Raw genomic sequence first — 20,513 nt, 5'->3', positions numbered from 1 at the left:
AATAGACGCTATTAATGTCAGAAAATTCAAAATTATATATGGAGGTTATACACTATGAAAGCAAAAACGAGCTTATGGAAAGATTGGCGTCTACATGGCATCGTCTTCGTCATAATGATTATATCTGAATTCATCGGAACACATAAAATCCCTTTAGGTCCTACGTCACTCCTGTTATTACCAGTAGTATATGCCGTATTACTAGGTTTAGCCGTTTATTTCACACCAATAATTAAAAAGACACAAGCTAAACATGCGGAATCAATGGTTTTTATTTCTGTAGCGTTACTTATCGCGAAATTCGGTGTTGAAGCAGGTCCAGCTTTACCCAAAATTATCGCTGCTGGGCCAGCCTTAATACTACAAGAAATTGGGCACCTAGCTACTATAATCTTCGCATTACCACTAGCTTTAGTTTTGGGATTACGCAAAGAAGCTATCGGAATGACTCATTCTATTGGTAGAGAAGCAAATTTAGCTTTGATTACTGAAAAATTCGGCATATCGTCTCCTGAATGGCGCGGTGTTATGTCTATTTACATATTCGGAACCATATTTGGTGCTATTTTCTTTAGTATATTTGCTGGATTAATCATTTCTATTGTTCCACTAAGTCCACTTGCATATGCTATGGCATCTGGTGTAGGTAGTGGTGTTATGACAGCTGCCGCATTAGGTCCTTTGGTTTCAATGTATCCAGATCAAGCAAGTACGATCACTGCTTTTTCAGGGGTAAGTAACTTACTGACATCAGTGACAGGATTATATATCGGTATACTTATAGCTCTCCCATTAACACAAAAATACTATCAATTAATGATGGCCATAAAAGGAAATTTCAGTAGCAAAGGAGAAGAAATAGAATGACATCTAAATATTTAGACTGGTTTCTCACACTTATTGTTGTTGGGTTTATTTCACTTATCAGTAATTGGATCGGACAGAGTATAATGCCTTTCAAAGCATTACCTGGCATCTTATCACTTATGTTTATCGCATTTATAGGTTTAATATTACATCAATTACTTCCATTTAATGTTCCTAGTATCGCCTACATTGGCATTATTGGTTTAATACTCACAATCCCTGGCATGCCAGGTTCCTCATATATCGTAAAGTGGACTGAACAAGTTGAATTATTGTCCCTTGCCACGCCAGTTGTTGCATATGCGGGCGTTTCAATCGGTAGCTCTTGGGTCGACTTCGCAAAATTAGGTTGGAAGACTGTTATCATTGGTATTGTAATGTTAATCAGTACCTATCTTGGTGCTGCCTTAGTTGCAGAAATCATCTTGCGTATTCAAGGATTAGTATAATCCGAAAATAAAGCTCATCCATTATCACTTATTAAAAAAATCTCCCTAATCCAAGTTAATGGTTAGGGAGACTTGCATCTATTTAATTATCTTGCTTATTTTTGTCATTGTTTTTTCTGCGTCTAGTAAACAATAACGCTGAACCAATTAGTGCCATCAGACTACCATAAGCTGTTGTATTCACAGCATCATTTTGTCCTGTTGATGGTAATTCACTTTGCTCGTGGTTGCTACCATTTGGTTCATTTTCACGATTTGAATTCATTGATTTATCTGCATTGTGTTGTCCACTCAAGTCTTGCTCAATATCACTTTGTACATGATCTAATGCCTGACTGTGACTGATATTACTTTGTTGGTCATTTGCAGTTCCATTATTCTGGTTTACATCTTGAGTATGATTTGTTTGTTCAATGTCTACATTTACTTCATTGGATGCATTACCATTAGCATCAATAGCAATCACTTTAATAGATTTCATTTTACTCAAATCTACAGTCTCTGGAACTTTAATATCAAATCTACCTTTGCTATCTGCATTTCCAACTAAAACTTTACCATTCGGTAATTTAATCTTAATAGTTGCATTTGCTTCAGCAGTTCCTGAAATATTTTTGCTATCTTTATCTATTGGATTTACATTAGGATTTGTCGGTGCTGTATTATCAGTAACTTTAACAGTAATTTCTTCTGATGTATTACCAGACACATCCGTTGCTGTAATAATCAATGATTCTCCACCATTTAATTTAAAGTTATTAGGAATTTTCACTTTGTAATTTCCTTGTTTACCCACTTTTGTAGATATAACTTTACCATTTGGCAGTTTAACTTTAATCGTTGAACCCACCTCTGCTGTACCGACAACGAGTGGATTATCACTTGTTATTGGTTTCACAGTTGGTGATTTAGGTGCTGTGATATCCTCTACATGAATTGTTGTAGCTAACGACTCATTACTTGAAGGATCCACAACTGATACTTTTAGTACTTCTCCACCTTTAAATGTACCTTTATACGGTAATTCAACATTGAAAGCACCTTGTTTATCTACTTGTGCAGTTAATAATTTACCATTTGGTAGTTTAACTTTTACAAGAGCTCCTGGTTCTGCTGTACCAGTAATATGAGTACTTTCACTTGTCACTTTATTTACTTTAGGTGTTTCTGGAATTGTTGTATCTTTAACAATGATTATAATTGGAGATGTTTCATTACCTTGAGCATCTGTTGCGGTAATACTTAGCTTTTCTCCACCTTTAAATACTAATCCAGAAGGTAAATCTATAGCAAAAGCACCTTTATCGTCAGCTTTTATAGATAATTTTTCACTTGTAGGTAATTGAACATTCACAACCGCATCTGGTTCTGTGATACCTGTTAATTGCTTACTTTCAGTTGTAAACGAATCAATTTTTGGCATAACAGGTGGTGTTGTATCTTCTACTATTATTTCTAGTGCAGCCGTTTGATTGCCTGCTTTATCAGTTGCAATAACTTGCAGACTTTCTCCACCTTTAAATTTTACTTTATTCGGTAATTCTATAGTATATTGACCTTTATTATCTACTAATTTCTTAAGTACTGTACCATCTGGTAATTTAACACTGACTGTACTACCGACCTCACCTGTACCAGTAATCATTGTATCTTCACTTGTTAGATCATTTACAGTCGGTATCGATGGCGGTGTATTATCAACGACTGTCAGTCTTGTTGGTTTCGAAGCATTGCCTGAGATATCTGTTGCAATCGCCTCAATTGTTTCTCCACCATTTAATTTCATGTTATCAGGTAGTAAGATTATAAAGTTACCAAATCCATCTGTTTTCCCTTTAATCTTAGTGCCATTTGAAATATTGACTTCTATTATAGACAATGGCTCTGCTTCACCAGTAATTGCTTTACTTTCGCTTGTGATTTCATCAATTAATGGCGATTTTGGAGGTGTAACATCTGTCACAGAAACTCTCAATACATCAGATTGATTGCCCTCTTTATCCATAGAAATTACCTTAAGTTGTTCTCCACCTTGTAATCCATAATCTTTAGGTAATTGTAATGTGAAATTACCGTTTTGATCAGCTTCAACAGTAAGTGTAGGTTTATATGCTGCTTCTACTATTATTGTCGCAAGTGGTTCTGTATTACCAGAAATCACTTTACTTTCACTTGTAATTTCATTCACTGTTGGTTCCTCTGGTGGTGTTCTATCAATGACTGTAGAACGTACTGTTGTAGAATCATTACCAGCTGCATCAGTGGCGAATACCTCTATAACTTCCCCACCTTGTAATTCAAAGCCATCTTTCCAAGGTACCATGTAGGAGCCATTATTATCAGCTTTTCCTTTAAGTAACTCTCCACTTGGTAATTTAATTGTAATCAATGCATCAGGTTCTGAGAAACCAGATACACCTTGGCTAAAGCTAATAATTGGGTAAACAACTGGCTCTTTTGGCGGTGTAACATCTTTCACATTTATTACTTTCTCTTCCGAAATATTAAATGATTTATCAATTGATATTACTTTAAGTTGTTCTCCACCTTGGAATTTAGTATTAGAAGGTATATCTATTGAATAATTACCTTGATCATCAATATGTTGAACTAAATACGTTCCATCTGGTAGTTCTACTCTTACTACTGCTTGTGGTTCACCTGTACCAGTGATTGTAGTACTTTCAGTTGTAATAGGATTTACGCTTGGTACAACAGGTGGTGTGACATCAGCAACATTTATAATTGTTACTGTTGATTTATTTCCTGCTGCATCCGTTGTAGTTAATTGGATACTTTCCCCACCTTGGAATTGCTTATTAGCAGGTATATCTATTGTGTAGTTACCTTGATCGTCTGTTTGACCCGTTAATTCTGTGCCATCTGGTAGTGTAAGTGTTACTGTTGTATTTTCTTCACTTGTTCCAGCGACTTTATTATCATCACTTGTAACTTGATTTACCTTTGGTGCTTCAGGTGGTGTAGCATCTATAACTTGTATGATTGTTGCTTCTGATTTATTACCTGCTAAATCTGTCGCAGTCACTCTGAGTGTTTCATTTCCAGCAAAAATTGTGTCATACAAATCAATTGTATAATTTCCTTGATCATCTGCCACTGCTGTTAACTCTGAATCATCAGGTAACACCATAATTATTTTTGCTCCAGGTTCGCTAGTTCCTGATATTTCCATACTTTCACTCGTTAATTTACCGATTGTAGGTGGCGTTGGCGGTGTCTTATCTTCTACATCGATTATTTCTACAAGTGATGTATTACCCGATTGATCTGTAGCTGTTAATTTAATTTTTTCTCCACCTTGGAATTTTTGATTGTTAGGAATATCAATCAAATAATTGCCTTGTAGATTTGCTGTAGCTGTTAATTCTGTACCATCTGGAAGTAATACCTTCACTATAGAATCTGGCTCCGCTGTTCCACTAATCAACGTATCTTGACTTGTAAAAGGACTTACTGTTGGTACTAGTGGCGGTGTTGTATCCTTAACATCAATTACAATAACTTCTGATTTATTACCTGCATCATCTGTTGCTGTAATTTTCACTTTTTCTCCACCACGGAAACGGTTGGCATCATCAACAATAATAGTGTAGTCACCTTGGTCATCTGCAATTGCTGACAATTCTGTTCCATCTGGTAACTCGACTTTAATTGTCGCTCCAGGTTCAGTTGTACCCGTGATTTGTGTACTTTCACTAGTAATTGGATTTACTATTGGCTCTTCTGGTGCTGTTACATCTAAAACCCTTATATAAGTGGGTAATGAAACATTTCCTGATGCATCAATTGCATACACATTCACATCTTCTCCACCATCAAGAATCCATCCATTCGGAAGAGCTATAACGTAAATACCTTGATCATTTGCTACAGCTGTTAATTCATTTCCACCTGCAATTGTTAATTTAATCTTGGCATTTGGTTCAGCTAGACCACTAATTTGTGTACTTTCACTTGTAATAGGAAGCACTGTTGGTGGTTTAGGAGGTGTAACATCTCTTACTTCGACTGTCGATACATTTGACTTGTTACCTGATGTATCTGTGGATGTCACCTTAATACTTTCTCCACCGTTAAACTTCTTATTTGTTGGAAGGTCGATGACATAATTTCCTTGGTCATCTGCAATTCCATTCAATACAGTACCATCCGGCAATTCAACTTTCACTGTTGAGCCTGGTTCGCCTGTCCCTGTTACTTGTGTGCTTGCGCTTGTTACTTCACTCACCGTTGGTACCACTGGTGGTGTTGTATCTTTTACATCTACCACTGTCTCATCTGACTTGTTGCCTGATGGATCTGTTGATGTAATCTTAATACTTTCTCCACCTTGGAATTTCTTATTACTTGGGAGATCGATTGTGTAGTTTCCTTGGTCGTCAGCTATTGCAGTTAACTCTGTTCCATCCGGTAATTCTACCTTAACCGTACTTCCCGGCTCGCCTGTACCCGTTACTTGCGTACTTTCACTTGTAACTTCACTCACGGTTGGTGCCACTGGTGGTGTTGTATCTTTTACATCTATCACTGTCTCTTTAGACTTATTACCTGATGCATCTGTTGATATAACCTTAATACTTTCTCCACCATTAAATTTCTTATTACTTGGGAGATCGATTGTATAGTTACCTTGATCATCTGCCACTGCGGATAATTCTGTACCGTCCGGTAATTCTACCTTAACTGTACTTCCTGGCTCGCCTGTCCCTGTTACTTGTGTACTTTCACTTGTAACCTCACTCACCGTTGGTGCGACTGGCGGCGTTGTATCTTTTACATCTATGACTTTCTCATCAGATTTGTTACCTGACGCATCTGTTGATGTAATCTTAATACTTTCTCCACCTTTGAATTTCTTATTACTTGGGAGATCGATTGTGTAGTTTCCTTGGTCGTCAGCTATTGCAGTTAACTCTGTTCCATCTGGTAACTCTACCTTAACTGTTGAGCCTGGTTCACCTGTGCCTGTTACTTGCGTACTTTCACTTGTGACTTCACTCACCGTCGGTGCCACTGGTGGTGTTGTATCTTTTACATCTATGACTTTCTCATCAGATTTATTGCCTGATGCATCTGTTGATGTAACTTTAATGCTTTCTCCACCATTGAATTTCTTATTAGCTGGAAGGTCGATTATGTAGTTTCCTTGGTCATCTGTGACTGCTGATAATTCTGTGCCATCTGGTAATTCTACCTTAACCGTGCTTCCTGGTTCGCCTGTGCCTGTTACTTGTGTGCTTTCACTCGTAACCTCACTCACCGTTGGTGCGACTGGCGGTGTTGTATCTTTCACAGCTATGACTTTCTCATCAGATTTATTACCTGATGCATCTGTTGACGTGACCTTAATACTTTCTCCACCTTTGAATTTCTTATTAGCTGGAATATCAATAACGTAATTGCCTTGATCATCTGCCACTGCGGATAATTCTGTGCCGTCCGGTAATTCTACTTTAACCGTTGAACCTGGTTCGCCTGTGCCTGTTACTTGCGTACTTTCACTCGTAACTTCACCCACCGTCGGTGCCACTGGCGGCGTTGTATCTTTCACATCTATGATTTTCTCATCAGACTTATTACCTGATGCATCTGTTGATGTGACTTTTATTTGTTCTCCGCCATTAAATTTCTTATTAGATGGAAGATCGATTGTGTAGTTTCCTTGGTCGTCAGCTATTGCAGTTAACTCTGTTCCATCTGGTAACTCTACCTTAACCGTACTTCCTGGCTCTCCTGTGCCTGTTACTTGCGTACTTTCACTTGTAACCTCACTCACCGTTGGTGCTACTGGTGGCGTTGTATCTTTCACATCTATCACTGTTTCACCAGATTTATTACCTGATGCATCTGTTGATGTTACCTTAATACTTTCTCCACCGTTAAGCTTTTTGTTAGCTGAAAGATCAATTGTGTAATTACCTTGATCATCCGCTACACCTGTTAACTCTGTTCCATCTGGTAACTCTACCTTAACCGTACTTCCTGGTTCACCTGTACCTGTTACTTGCGTACTTTCACTCGTAACTTCAGTCACCGTTGGTGCCACTGGTGGTGTTGTATCTTTTACATCTACCTCTGTCTCATCTGACTTATTACCTGATGAATCCATTGATGTAATCTTAATACTTTCTCCACCATTAAATTTCTTATTAGATGGAAGGTCGATTGTGTAGTTTCCTTGGTCATCTGTGACTGCTGATAATTCTGTGCCGTCCGGTAATTCTACTTTAACCGTTGAGCCTGGTTCGCCTGTGCCTGTGACTTGCGTACTTTCACTTGTAACCTCACTCACTGTTGGTGCCACTGGCGGCGTTGTATCCTTCACATCTATGACTGTGTCATCAGACTTGTTGCCTGACGCATCTGTTGATGTAATCTTAATACTTTCTCCACCTTGGAATTTCTTATTAGATGGAAGGTCGATTGTGTAGTTTCCTTGATCATCTGCCACTGCTGATAATTCTGTGCCGTCCGGTAATTCTACCTTAACCGTTGATCCTGGTTCACCCGTACCTGTGACTTGCGTACTTTCACTTGTAACCTCACTCACCGTCGGTGCCACTGGCGGCGTTGTATCTTTCACATCTATCACTGTTTCACCAGACTTATTACCTGATGCATCTGTTGATGTTACCTTAATACTTTCTCCACCGTTAAATTTCTTATTAGCTGGCAGATCAATAACGTAATTGCCTTGATCATCTGCTACACCTGTTAACTCTGTTCCATCTGGTAACTCTACCTTAACTGTTGAGCCTGGTTCACCCGTACCTGTGACTTGCGTACTTTCACTTGTAACCTCACTCACCGTCGGTGCCACTGGCGGCGTTGTATCCTTTACATCTATGACTTTCTCATCAGATTTATTACCTGACGCATCTGTTGATGTAACTTTAATACTTTCTCCACCTTGGAATTTCTTATTACTTGGAAGATTGATTGTGTAATTGCCTTGATCATCCGCAACTCCATCCAATACTGTACCATTAGGTAATTCTACCTTAACTGTACTTCCTGGTTCGCCTGTGCCTGTTACTTGCGTACTTTCACTTGTAACTTCGCTCACCGTCGGTGCCACTGGTGGTGTTGTATCTTTAACATCTATCACTGTTTCACCAGATTTGTTACCTGACGCATCTGTTGATGTAATCTTAATACTTTCTCCACCTTGGAATTTCTTATTACTTGGGAGATCGATTGTATAGTTTCCTTGATTATCCGCGACTCCATCCAATACTGTACCATCCGGTAATTCTACCTTAACTGTACTTCCTGGTTCTCCTGTTCCTGTCACTTGCGTACTTTCACTTGTGACTTCACTCACCGTTGGTGCCACTGGTGGTGTTGTATCTTTAACATCTATCACTGTTTCACCAGATTTGTTACCTGACGCATCTGTTGATGTAATCTTAATACTTTCTCCACCTTGGAATTTCTTATTACTTGGGAGATCGATTGTGTAGTTTCCTTGGTCGTCAGCTATTGCAGTTAACTCTGTTCCATCCGGTAATTCTACCTTAACCGTACTTCCCGGCTCGCCTGTACCCGTTACTTGCGTACTTTCACTTGTAACTTCGCTCACCGTTGGTGCCACTGGTGGCGTTGTATCTTTCACATCTATCACTGTTTCATTAGACTTATTACCTGACGCATCTGTCGATGTGACTTTGATACTTTCTCCGCCATTGAATTTCTTATTAGCTGGAATATCAATAACGTAATTGCCTTGATCATCTGCCACTGCTGATAATTCTGTGCCGTCCGGTAATTCTACCTTAACCGTTGATCCTGGTTCACCCGTACCTGTGACTTGCGTACTTTCACTTGTAACCTCACTCACCGTCGGTGCCACTGGCGGCGTTGTATCTTTCACATCTATGACTTTCTCATCAGACTTATTACCTGATGCATCTGTTGATGTGACTTTTATTTGTTCTCCGCCATTAAATTTCTTATTAGCTGGAAGATCGATTGTGTAATTGCCTTGATCATCTGCGACTCCATCCAATACCGTACCATCCGGTAATTCTACCTTAACCGTTGAACCTGGTTCACCTGTTCCTGTCACTTGCGTACTTCCACTTGTAACTTCGCTCACCATTGGTGCCACTGGTGGTGTTGTATCTTTTACATCTATTACTGTTTCATTAGACTTATTACCTGACGCATCTGTTGATGTGATCTTAATACTTTCTCCACCATTAAATTTCTTATTAGTTGGAAGGGCGATTGTGTAATTGCCTTGATCATCTGCGACTCCATCCAATACTGTACCATCAAGCAATTCAACTTTCACTGTTGAGCCTGGTTCACCTGTGCCTGTCACTTGCGTACTTTCACTTGTGACTTCACTCACCGTTGGTGCCACTGGTGGCGTTGTATCTTTTACATCTATTACTGTTTCATTAGACTTATTACCTGACGCATCTGTTGATGTGATCTTAATACTTTCTCCACCGTTAAATTTCTTATTACTTGGGAGATCGATTGTATAGTTACCTTGATCATTCGCTACACCTGTTATCTCTGTGCCGTCTGGTAACTCTACCTTAACCGTACTTCCTGGTTCACCCGTACCTGTGACTTGTGTACTTTCACTCGTAACTTCAGTCACCGTTGGTGCCACTGGTGGTGTTGTATCTTTTACATCTATCACTGTTTCACCAGATTTATTACCTGATGCATCTGTTGATGTGACCTTAATACTTTCTCCACCGTTAAATTTCTTATTACTTGGGAGATCGATTGTGTAGTTTCCTTGGTCGTCAGCTATTGCAGTTAACTCTGTTCCATCTGGTAACTCTACCTTAACCGTACTTCCTGGCTCTCCTGTGCCTGTTACTTGCGTACTTTCACTTGTAAACTCACTCACCGTTGGTGCTACTGGTGGTGTGGTATCTTTCACATCTATCACTGTTTCACCAGATTTATTACCTGATGCATCTGTTGATGTGACCTTAATACTTTCTCCACCGTTAAATTTCTTATTACTTGGGAGATCGATTGTATAGTTACCTTGGTCATCCGCTACACCTGTTAACTCTGTTCCATCAGGTAACTCAACTTTCACTGTTGAGCCTGGTTCACCTGTACCTGTGACTTGCGTACTTTCACTTGTAACCTCACTCACCGTCGGTGCCACTGGCGGCGTTGTATCTTTCACATCTATCACTGTTTCACCAGACTTATTACCTGATGCATCTGTTGATGTTACCTTAATACTTTCTCCACCGTTAAATTTCTTATTAGCTGGCAGATCAATAACGTAATTGCCTTGATCATCTGCTACACCTGTTAACTCTGTTCCATCTGGTAACTCTACCTTAACTGTTGAGCCTGGTTCACCCGTACCTGTGACTTGCGTACTTTCACTTGTAACCTCACTCACCGTCGGTGCCACTGGCGGCGTTGTATCCTTCACATCTATGACTGTGTCATCAGACTTGTTGCCTGACGCATCTGTTGATGTAATCTTAATACTTTCTCCACCTTGGAATTTCTTATTAGATGGAAGGTCGATTGTGTAGTTTCCTTGATCATCTGCCACTGCTGATAATTCTGTGCCGTCCGGTAATTCTACCTTAACCGTTGATCCTGGTTCACCCGTACCTGTGACTTGCGTACTTTCACTTGTAACCTCACTCACCGTCGGTGCCACTGGCGGCGTTGTATCTTTCACATCTATCACTGTTTCACCAGACTTATTACCTGATGCATCTGTTGATGTTACCTTAATACTTTCTCCACCGTTAAATTTCTTATTAGCTGGCAGATCAATAACGTAATTGCCTTGATCATCTGCTACACCTGTTAACTCTGTTCCATCTGGTAACTCTACCTTAACTGTTGAGCCTGGTTCACCTGTGCCTGTCACTTGCGTACTTTCACTCGTAACTTCACTCACCGTCGGTGCCACTGGTGGTGTTGTATCTTTCACATCTATCACTGTTTCTTCAGACTTATTGCCTAAAGCATCTGTTGATGTGATCCTAATACTTTCTCCACCGTTAAATTTCTTATTACTTGGGAGATCGATTGTATAGTTTCCTTGATCATTCGCTACACCTGTTATCTCTGTGCCGTCTGGTAACTCAACTTTTACAGTACTTCCTGGTTCACCCGCACCTGTGACTTGTGTACTTTCACTTGTAATTTCGCTCACTGTTGGTGCAACTGGTGGCGTTGTATCTTTTACATCTATGACTATTTCTTTAGATTTATTACCTGATGTGTCGATTGATGCGACTTTGATACGTTCTCCCCCACTAAATCTCTTGTTTGACGGAATATCTATCGTAAAATGACCTTGATTATCTACTCTACCAAATAAATCTGTAGCATCCGACAATTCTATCATGACTGTACTTCCTGGTTCACCTGTACCCGTTACTTGTGTACTTTCACTCGTAAGTTCATTCACCGTTGGTGCGACTGGTGGTGTTGTATCTTTAACATCTATCACTGTTTCATTAGACTTATTACCTGACACATCTGTGGATGTAACCTTAATACTTTCTCCACCGTTGAATTTCATATTAGCTGGAAGATCGATTGTGTAATTCCCTTGGGCATCCGCTACTCCATTCAATACAGTACCATCTGGTAATTCTACCTTAACTGTTGAGCCAGCTTCGCCTATACCTGTCACTTGCGTACTTTCGCTCGTAACTTCGCCCACCGTTGGAGCCACTGGTGGCGTTGTATCTTTAACATCTATCACTGTTTCATTAGACTTGTTGCCTGATGCATCTGTTGATGTGACCTTAATGCGTTCTCCACCGTTGAATTTCATATTAGCTGGAAGATCGATTGTGTAATTCCCTTGGGCATCCGCTACTCCATTCAATACAGTACCATCCGGTAATTCTACTTTCACCGTTGAACCCGCTTCGCCTGTGCCTGTCACTTGTGTACTTTCGCTCGTAACTTCACTCACCGTTGGAACCACTGGTGGCGTTGTATCTTTCACATCTATCACTGTCGCTTCAGACTTATTTCCTGCAGCATCTGTTGATGTGACCTTAATACTTTCTCCACCATTAAACTTATTATTAGTTGGAAAATCGATTGTATAATTACCTTGACCATCTGCTAGACCACTCAATTCAGAACCATCTGGCAATTCCACATTTACAATTGCGCCAGCTTCAGTTGTACCTGATAATTGTGTGCTTGTATCAGTAAACTCATTGACTGTTGGAGGTTCTGGCGCTGTTGCATCTTGAACTATAATTGACGTTGATAAAGCAAAGTTTCCTGGTTGACTCGTAGCAGAAAGATCTATTTTTTCTCCACCAATAAATTTAATATAACTCGGCAATAAAATTTCAAAATTTCCCGAATCTGCTACTTCACCATATAGCAATGTGCCATCAGGTAATTTCACACTAATCAAAGACCCTGAAGTAGCTAAACCAGTTATTTTTTTCGATTCAGTCGTTACTGTTTGCACAATAGGGAATCCTACATATCCTTCCACAGTAACAGTCGTAGGTTCTGATGCAATACTTTTTCCACTGATAGCCACTAATTGAAGTTCTTCTCCAACTTTTAACTTATAATCAGCTGGCAATTGGATTTCGAATCTTCCATTTTCATCACCTTTGGATAATATTTCAGAACTATCTGGTAATATTAATCTAACAATTGTCTCTGGTTCAGTAGTTCCAGTTATACTTTTATCTCTATTCATTACTGGGTTAACTGTAGGTGGATCTATCACAGAAGTATCTTTAACAATAACTGGATCTGAAGGAATACTAGTATATTTTCCTCTCTTCGCTGTAGCGATTAAAACAGTTCCTGCCTTTAAGGGTTTCTTTAATATAATAAAGTTGCCAGTTTGACCCTTAGCAATATCCACGCGACCAATAAATTTACCTTTGTCATCTTTGACAGTAATTGTAGAGCCACTCAAACCTAGTATTCCAATATTTGGATCAATATCAGTTACTGGCTCAATTGTCGGCTTCAATGCCTTTGTGATATCTATAACATCAAACGTTGTAGATTCGGGGTTTGTATATTTTTTCGACATTACGTTAGCCGTGTACTTACCTGGTGTTAAATGGGATACTTTAATATCAAATTGTCCATAAATATCTACTTTACCTTTACCGATCACTTTATCAGCTGAGTCAACAATAGTAACTTCTTGTTCTGTAGCGCCATCCATAATATCAACTCTGCCATGAATTTTAGTCATGTCTGTAGTGACAGCTTCTACTCTAGGTTTGCCAACTAATGGAGATGTTCTTAAATTCATGTATTCATTGCCATCTGTATCTCCGTCATTGTCTGTGTCAGCATTTTCAGGATCAGTATGAGAACTATGAATTTCAAAGCTATCTGTTAAGCCATCTCTATCTTTATCTTGGATATAATATGTTGATGTGCCAAAGGTATTTTCTATTAAACCACCTTCACGGTCTGTAAAATAACCATAAAACGTAAATTCTTCTCTCACTTTGGATGTCCCTGGAATGATATTTCCATTTTCATCAAACTTTCCATCTCTAATCAAAATATTATTAGGTGATTGATTAAATTTAACAACAATTCTAATACCCACTGTTTCAGGTAGCGAATTATTAAATTCAATTAAAGTGTTTAAATCATACGCAGTAATTGATCCTTCACCATTTTGACTCAATGGCAATTTTGCTACTAAGGTTTCTTCATAATATGTTTTATCGAAGCCTGCTAGGCCTTTAAAGTCATATTTGTGCAATTCTATCGATTCTGCAAATGGAATTAATTTAGGGTCAATTTTATAAAAATAAACCCACTGCTTATTGAGTCCTAAATCTAATAATGGTCCTCCATAATTTAATATTCCATTTTTTAAAATTTGTTGGTCTCCTACGAATGCTCCATATTTGCCAATAGTAGGGTCAAACTGTACTGACCCAGAACTTGCTTTAAATGCACTATTCGCTGCTGTTGAGGTAGATAATTTTAAATTTGTAAATGATTTGTCAGCTTTTGTTATAAAGTAACCACTGGATTCAGATGTTCTAATTTTTGTATTTTCTAATGAGTCTTTTACATAAATTAAATAATTGAGTTTATCGCCGTCTAAATCTGTTTCAGCATGCAAGATATTGCCAACTGTATCGTCTAATTCAATCATACCGCCTTCAGCAGTATATTGACTTAAAATTTCAGCTCCTCCAAATAAACCATTATTCGCTCTAATATAATTCACTTGCCAAATATTAGTTTTCTTTCCTTCTGGTGTAATTACTCTGTTAAATTCAACAGGCGTTGTTTGGTTAGCTGGAATAGCTGATATTTTAGTAATATGATTCGCAATTACTTCATCTAATTGTAAATTAATCTTAAAACGATCTCCTGAATTTGCTCCTGTCATATAGCTATGAATTCTGAATGGAATATTTTTACCTTTTAAGATATCATCCTTTAACAATTTTTCAGGATCAAATATCAAAGTTTGGAATGTATAATTATCTGAGTACTTTAATGCCTCAAGAGACGCATCTTCTGTCTTATCTCTGTTCGCAGTAGTTTGGCGTTTTGTTCTTTTTAATGTACGTGTTGATGGTTCGTGAGTTGCAACAACTTTTCTAAGCTTTTTATTCTGTGATTGCTTATCTGGCTGTGCTTGCCCGTTAACTTTGCGACTTTCTTTTGTATTTTCATTCTTTTGTTCTTCGGGCCTAATAATCTGTGGTTTATTAATAGAATTGTTTACATTTGAATTCTCAGGTGCTTCTACCGATGACGTTTCTCTTTCTTCAGTCGATGCTTCATCTTCAGTAATCTGTTGCTTTGTTTCTTCTGGTTTATGTTCTGTTAGCACAGATTCTTCTTTATTGTTAATTGGTTCAGCTTGTGTCTCTATGCTTTCTTCTTTGTTCTGTTGTTCTTCGTTACTCGTGTGCTCGTTAGTAACGTCTTTATCTATGTGCTCATGTTGAATTGCATTAGGTTTACTCGTTGTTTCATTTGTACTCTGTTGCGCTTCATCAATATGCTTTGTTTCATATGCGGTTTGCTCTTGTGTCGATTGTTGTATGGATTGCTCTTGTGATTTGTCTACCGTTGTGCTCTCTTGTTGTTCATGTGGTTCGGAATTTTCGTTTGAATTAGCAACTGTGTTGTTTTTTTCTTGGCTTGCTAATTCATCGGCGTATGCCTCATTACCTAATCCAAACACTAATGTAGCACCTATGAGTAAAGATGCTGTACCAACTGTAAGCTTTCTAATCGAGTATTTATTCCTTTGACTCGAAATGTTATTACAATTTTTGTTCATTAGATTCCTCCACGTTATTATATTGTAAACAATTCTAATATGTATATTATCACAATACTATAAATAATTTAAGTATTTATTTTAGATTATTAACGTATTTTTATAAAATATTACATATCAATCTTATTAACCCATAATCAAAGCGTACGTATTGCATGCTTTAAATCACATTTTAAATTGAAAAACACCTTTTTAATTCTATTTTTAAACGCAATAAAAAGAGGTTCATTAGTATTTCAATTTCACTAATAAACCTCTTTTAATGTCATTATATTAATCATTTTAACAATTAATTCACAGAGTTAATCTTTGTGTTAATTTTAAATCTTAATTATGCCGTTCTTAAATATTTGTCATAATCAAAACTATTAATATCATTTGTTACAATTACTTTAGTACCTATAATCATTTCTAATACTCGGCTAACAATACACACTGCATCTAAGTGTAATGATTTAATATCATTTATTTCTAATACAATAAAGCGAATCACATTAACGTTAGCACCTACGCTCTTGATTAAATCTTCAATATATAACGTTAATTGATTTATATAGTCTTGATTTGAAATTGCAATGACTCTAGAATTAATTGGCTCTTTTCTGTCATTTCTTAGATACAAAAGTGTATTACCCATACTATATCTAACAATTAAATACATCAAATCACACCACTTTATTTATCATTTATTAATAGTATATACATTTCAGGCAATTACAAAACATTTTTTCTTAATTTTGCGCAACTTATATGCAAGGATTGATTTTCCCACTAAAAATGAAAAAGAGATTCCTATCACTAATCCTTTACCACGTATCTTATCCGTTTAAAATGGCATTCATGGATGAGCTCAATAGCAATCTCCTAATTAAAGCAGTATATTTAATTGTGTGTGCTTTCTACCTAAAATATAATCTAAAAAAGACCTGTTGGTTTAGTATCATAACTCACTAATAAATTTTTAGTTTGTTGATAGTGTTCTAGCATCATCAAGTGATTTTCTCTACCAATCCCGCTCATTTTATAACCACCAAACGCTGCATGTGCGGGATATGTATGGTAGTTATTCACCCATACTCGACCTGCTTGAATACCACGGCCAATTCGATAAGCAGTATTTTGATTTCTAGTCCATAGTCCTGCACCAAGTCCGTATTCTGTATCATTCGCCATCTCCAAGGCTTCAGCTTCATCTTTAAATGTCGCAACAGATAGTACCGGTCCAAATATTTCTTCTTGGAAAATTCTCATGTCTTGTGTACCTTTAAAAATTGTAGGTTCTATATAAAATCCATTCTCTAAGTCGTCTCCTTCGGTACGGATACCCCCACCAACTAATACTTCTGCTCCTTCAGATTTTCCAATATCTAAGTATTTTTTAATCTTTTCTTGTTGTTCATTAGAAGTTTGTGCTCCCACCATAGTTGTGTCATCTAAAGGATTGCCAAGTTTAATCTTGTTCACTTTATCTATGCACAACTCAATAAAGTCATCATAAATATCTTCGTGAATTAACGCTCTGGATGGACATGTACAGACTTCACCTTGATTCAAGGCAAACATAACTAATCCCTCAACTGCTTTATCTAGATATTCATCATTTTCATCCATAATGTCTTTAAAAAATATATTCGGTGATTTACCACCTAATTCTAACGTCACTGGAATAATATTATCGCTCGCATTTTTCATAATTATTTTTCCAGTTGTAGTCTCTCCCGTAAAAGCCACTTTATTAATTTCTGTATGTGTAGCTAAAGCTTCACCTGTTTCAGCCCCAAAGCCATTAACTACATTTAAAATTCCTGCTGGTAATAGATCTTCAATTAATTCGATAAAGTGCAAAATAGAAACTGGTGTTTGTTCTGCCGGTTTTAACACGACAGCATTTCCAGTTACTAATGCAGGCGCAATCTTCCATGTCGCCATTAACAATGGGAAGTTCCATGGAATGATCTGACCAACAACACCTAGTGGTTCTTTGTAATGATATGCAACGGTATCATTATCAATTTGTGAAATACCACCTTCTTCAGCACGAATAACTCCTGCAAAATATCTAAAATGATCAACAACTAACGGTAAATCTGCAGCTAATGTTTCTCTAACCGGTTTCCCGTTATCAAATGTTTCGATTACAGCTAAATATTCTAAATTCTCCTCAACCCTATCTGCAATTTTCAACAATAGTTGCGAACGTTCTGCAGGTGATTGCTTTGCCCATTCAATCTGTGCTTCTTTCGCTGCTGCAACTGCCAAATCTACGTCTGCTTTTGTTGATCTTGGAATCTGTGCATAAACTTCACCTGTAATAGGCGAAATGTTATCAAAATATTGACCTTCTTCTGGTTCTTTCCAAGTGCCTCCAATGTAATTTGCATATGTTGATTTCACTTTGTATTTCGCATCTTGCTCAGTTGGATTTGTATATAGCATATTAAAACCTCCTCTATTCGCTTGTATACCCTATAGGACAATATTGTAAGCGTTTTCTTCAGAAGGAATTTTTTTCCATTTTCACTTGAATTATATGTGAAAATGGATGAACTAAATTATGTAGCTATCTAACTGTCATTGATGTGATGGCACTAACAATTAAGACAATGCCTGTTAAGTAAAACATAAACAATAATAAGATAATCGGTGATATAAATGTAAGTATCAAGCCACCCATAATAAATATAAAAGCAAAGAACAATTGCCAGATGCCTGATATGATGCCAGTTGCTGTATACTTGAAGATTCCAAAGATAAGTGCTGGTAAAAATAATAATAAAATCGTCGCAATACTTAGTAATAATTCGTATGGTTGTTCAAAGCTAATTGCATGTTCACCTATCGAATACTTTGCACAAACTAATAATGTAAAAATAATCAAAACTGCTGATAAAATAATAAATCCTATACGCGCTTTCAAAATATACACCTCAATAGTTTATCTTTTTAATATATTTTTACTCTAATATAATTCTTTGTCAACAAATTATGTATAATTATTTATATTTTAATATTTTTACAACTATAATAAGAATAGATAATAGCCTACTATATTTTAATGTAAAATAATGTGTCATAGTTGCTGATATTACAATACGAATCGCAGACGCATTTCGAGACATATTCTTATACTAGTAAATCGTATTAATAATACGCAGTGTTTAATTATAAAAGCTCCCTTCAAAATAAACATTTGAAGGGAGCTTATTATAAAACTCATTTACGAGTTCTATTTCTCAGATTTATATCCGAAGTGCTTTTCAACAGCATACAACATAAAGCACTTTATTATTTATTGATTAAATCAAGCTCATTACCAGTAGCCTGTCTAATTTCTTTCAATAAAGCATAATCTTCGATTAATGATTGTCCATAAGATGGAATCATTTCTTTAATCTTGCCATCCCATTCTTTGATATATTCAGGGAAGTTTTTCTCTAATACTTCTAATGCTACAGAAACAGAAGTAGATGCCCCTGGTGATTCACCCAATAATGCGATAACTGAATGATCTTTAGAGTTAACTACCTCAGTACCAAATTGAATGTAGCCTCGACCATGTTCTTTCGTATCTTTGATAACTTGAACACGTTTACCTGCGATATGAATATCCCAGTCTTCGTCTTTGGCATTAGGCACAAATCTACGTAGCTCTTTCATACGGTCTTCCTTTTTAGCCAATACTTCTTGGATAGAGTATTTCACTAATGGGAAGTTTTTGAATGCTGATGCTAACATTGTACCCACATTACTTGTATTTAACGATTTGAATAAATCTAAGTTAGAACCGTTCTTCAAGAATTTAGGACCAATTGCAGCAAATGGACCAAATAGTAACGTATTCTCATCTTGGATATATCTTCTATCTAAGTGTGGTACTGTCATTGGAGGTGTGCCAGGTGGTTCTTTACCATATACTTTGGCTTCGTGTTCTGCAACAACCTTTGGATTGTTACAAACTAAGAATGCACCACTAATTGGGAAACCACCTAAGTGTTTGCTTTCAGGGATACCTGTTTTTTGTAACAATGGTATCGCATGTCCACCAGCACCAATAAATACATAATCAGTGATATATGTTTCTACTTTTTTAGTGTTTAGGTCTTTAACTTTAACTTCCCATTTGCCATCTTTACGACGGTTGAAATCTTGAACTTCATGTTTATAGAAGATTTCAGCATTATCATGTTCGTTTAAGTTTTTAGCCATTTTTCTAGTAAGTTCACCAAAGTTTACGTCAGTACCTTCATCTATCTTACTAGCAGCAACTTTCTCTTCTGGGTTACGTCCATCCATCATTAACGGAATCCATTCTTTCAGCTTTTCATGATCTTCCGTATATTCGATGCCTTTAAACATAGATAATGGAGAAAGTGCTTCGAAACGTCTTTTCAAGAAATTAATATTACGTTCGCCTTGTACGAAACTAATGTGCGGTAAAGGACGAATAAATTCTTGAGGGTTTTGAATTTGGTTAGTCTTAACTAGGTAAGACCAAAATTGTTTAGAAATCTCAAATTGTTCATTGATTTCCTTTGCCTTTTCAATATCGATAGAACCATCTTTTTGTTCAACTGTATAGTTCAACTCACATAATGCGGCATGTCCAGTACCAGCATTATTTCGTTCGTTTGAACTTTCAATTGCAGGTTTCTCAAGTCTTTCAAAAAGTTTAATATTCCAATCTGGTGCAAGATCTTTTAAAAATGAGCCGAATGTTGTACTTAAAACACCCGCGCCAATTAAAATGACGTCTTTAGAGTTTGAATCACTCATTTTTTTACCACCTTTCATAATTCACTTCTTTGAATAGCCCACAAAAATAGCACTTACTATTTCATGGTATGATACAATACAAACATTTTTCCAATGTTATTAGGTATATACCCAAATTAATGTAA

7 protein-coding genes are annotated in these 20,513 nt (G+C 37.1%); 2 read left to right on the top strand and 5 right to left on the bottom strand.

The features are described 5' to 3' along the window. The first annotated feature begins 54 nt into the window (after window positions 1-54). Together JN168_RS01055 and JN168_RS01050 are read left to right on the top strand one after the other, a co-directional pair. On the top strand, window positions 55-867 hold the full coding sequence (locus JN168_RS01055) for a DUF3100 domain-containing protein (RefSeq protein ID WP_279526084.1): 813 nt from the start codon (window positions 55-57) through the stop codon (window positions 865-867). Continuing rightward, complete coding sequence (locus JN168_RS01050) at window positions 864-1,316, top strand: hypothetical protein (RefSeq protein WP_042740512.1); 453 nt, start codon at window positions 864-866, stop codon at window positions 1,314-1,316. The genes JN168_RS01055 and JN168_RS01050 overlap by 4 nt, the downstream gene beginning before the upstream one ends. 82 nt (window positions 1,317-1,398) lie before the next feature. Here JN168_RS01050 and JN168_RS01045 read toward each other — a convergent pair whose 3' ends face one another. From JN168_RS01045 to mqo, 5 genes are all read right to left on the bottom strand, one after another. After that, window positions 1,399-15,615, bottom strand: a complete 14,217-nt coding sequence (locus JN168_RS01045) for an Ig-like domain-containing protein (RefSeq protein ID WP_279526083.1) — start codon at window positions 15,613-15,615, stop codon at window positions 1,399-1,401. A gap of 331 nt (window positions 15,616-15,946) precedes the next feature. After that, entirely contained in the window at window positions 15,947-16,276 is a 330-nt protein-coding gene (locus tag JN168_RS01040) for a hypothetical protein (RefSeq protein ID WP_042740514.1), read from the bottom strand. A 254-nt stretch (window positions 16,277-16,530) separates the two neighbouring features. Then, entirely contained in the window at window positions 16,531-18,051 is a 1,521-nt protein-coding gene (gene exaC / locus JN168_RS01035) for an acetaldehyde dehydrogenase ExaC (protein WP_107527708.1), read from the bottom strand. A gap of 124 nt (window positions 18,052-18,175) precedes the next feature. Beyond that, window positions 18,176-18,532 carry a hypothetical protein gene (locus JN168_RS01030; protein WP_042740516.1) on the bottom strand — a complete coding sequence of 119 codons (357 nt, stop codon included), beginning with the start codon at window positions 18,530-18,532 and terminating at the stop codon, window positions 18,176-18,178. 368 nt (window positions 18,533-18,900) lie between these two features. Continuing rightward, on the bottom strand, window positions 18,901-20,388 hold the full coding sequence (mqo, locus tag JN168_RS01025) for a malate dehydrogenase (quinone) (protein ID WP_042740517.1): 1,488 nt from the start codon (window positions 20,386-20,388) through the stop codon (window positions 18,901-18,903). Window positions 20,389-20,513: the final 125 nt, after the last annotated feature.

This window comes from Staphylococcus gallinarum, assembly GCF_029774255.1.
Lineage (GTDB): Bacteria > Bacillota > Bacilli > Staphylococcales > Staphylococcaceae > Staphylococcus > Staphylococcus gallinarum.
The sequence above is the reverse complement of the archived record's forward strand: the minus strand, read 5'-3'. Positions and strand labels throughout refer to the sequence as shown.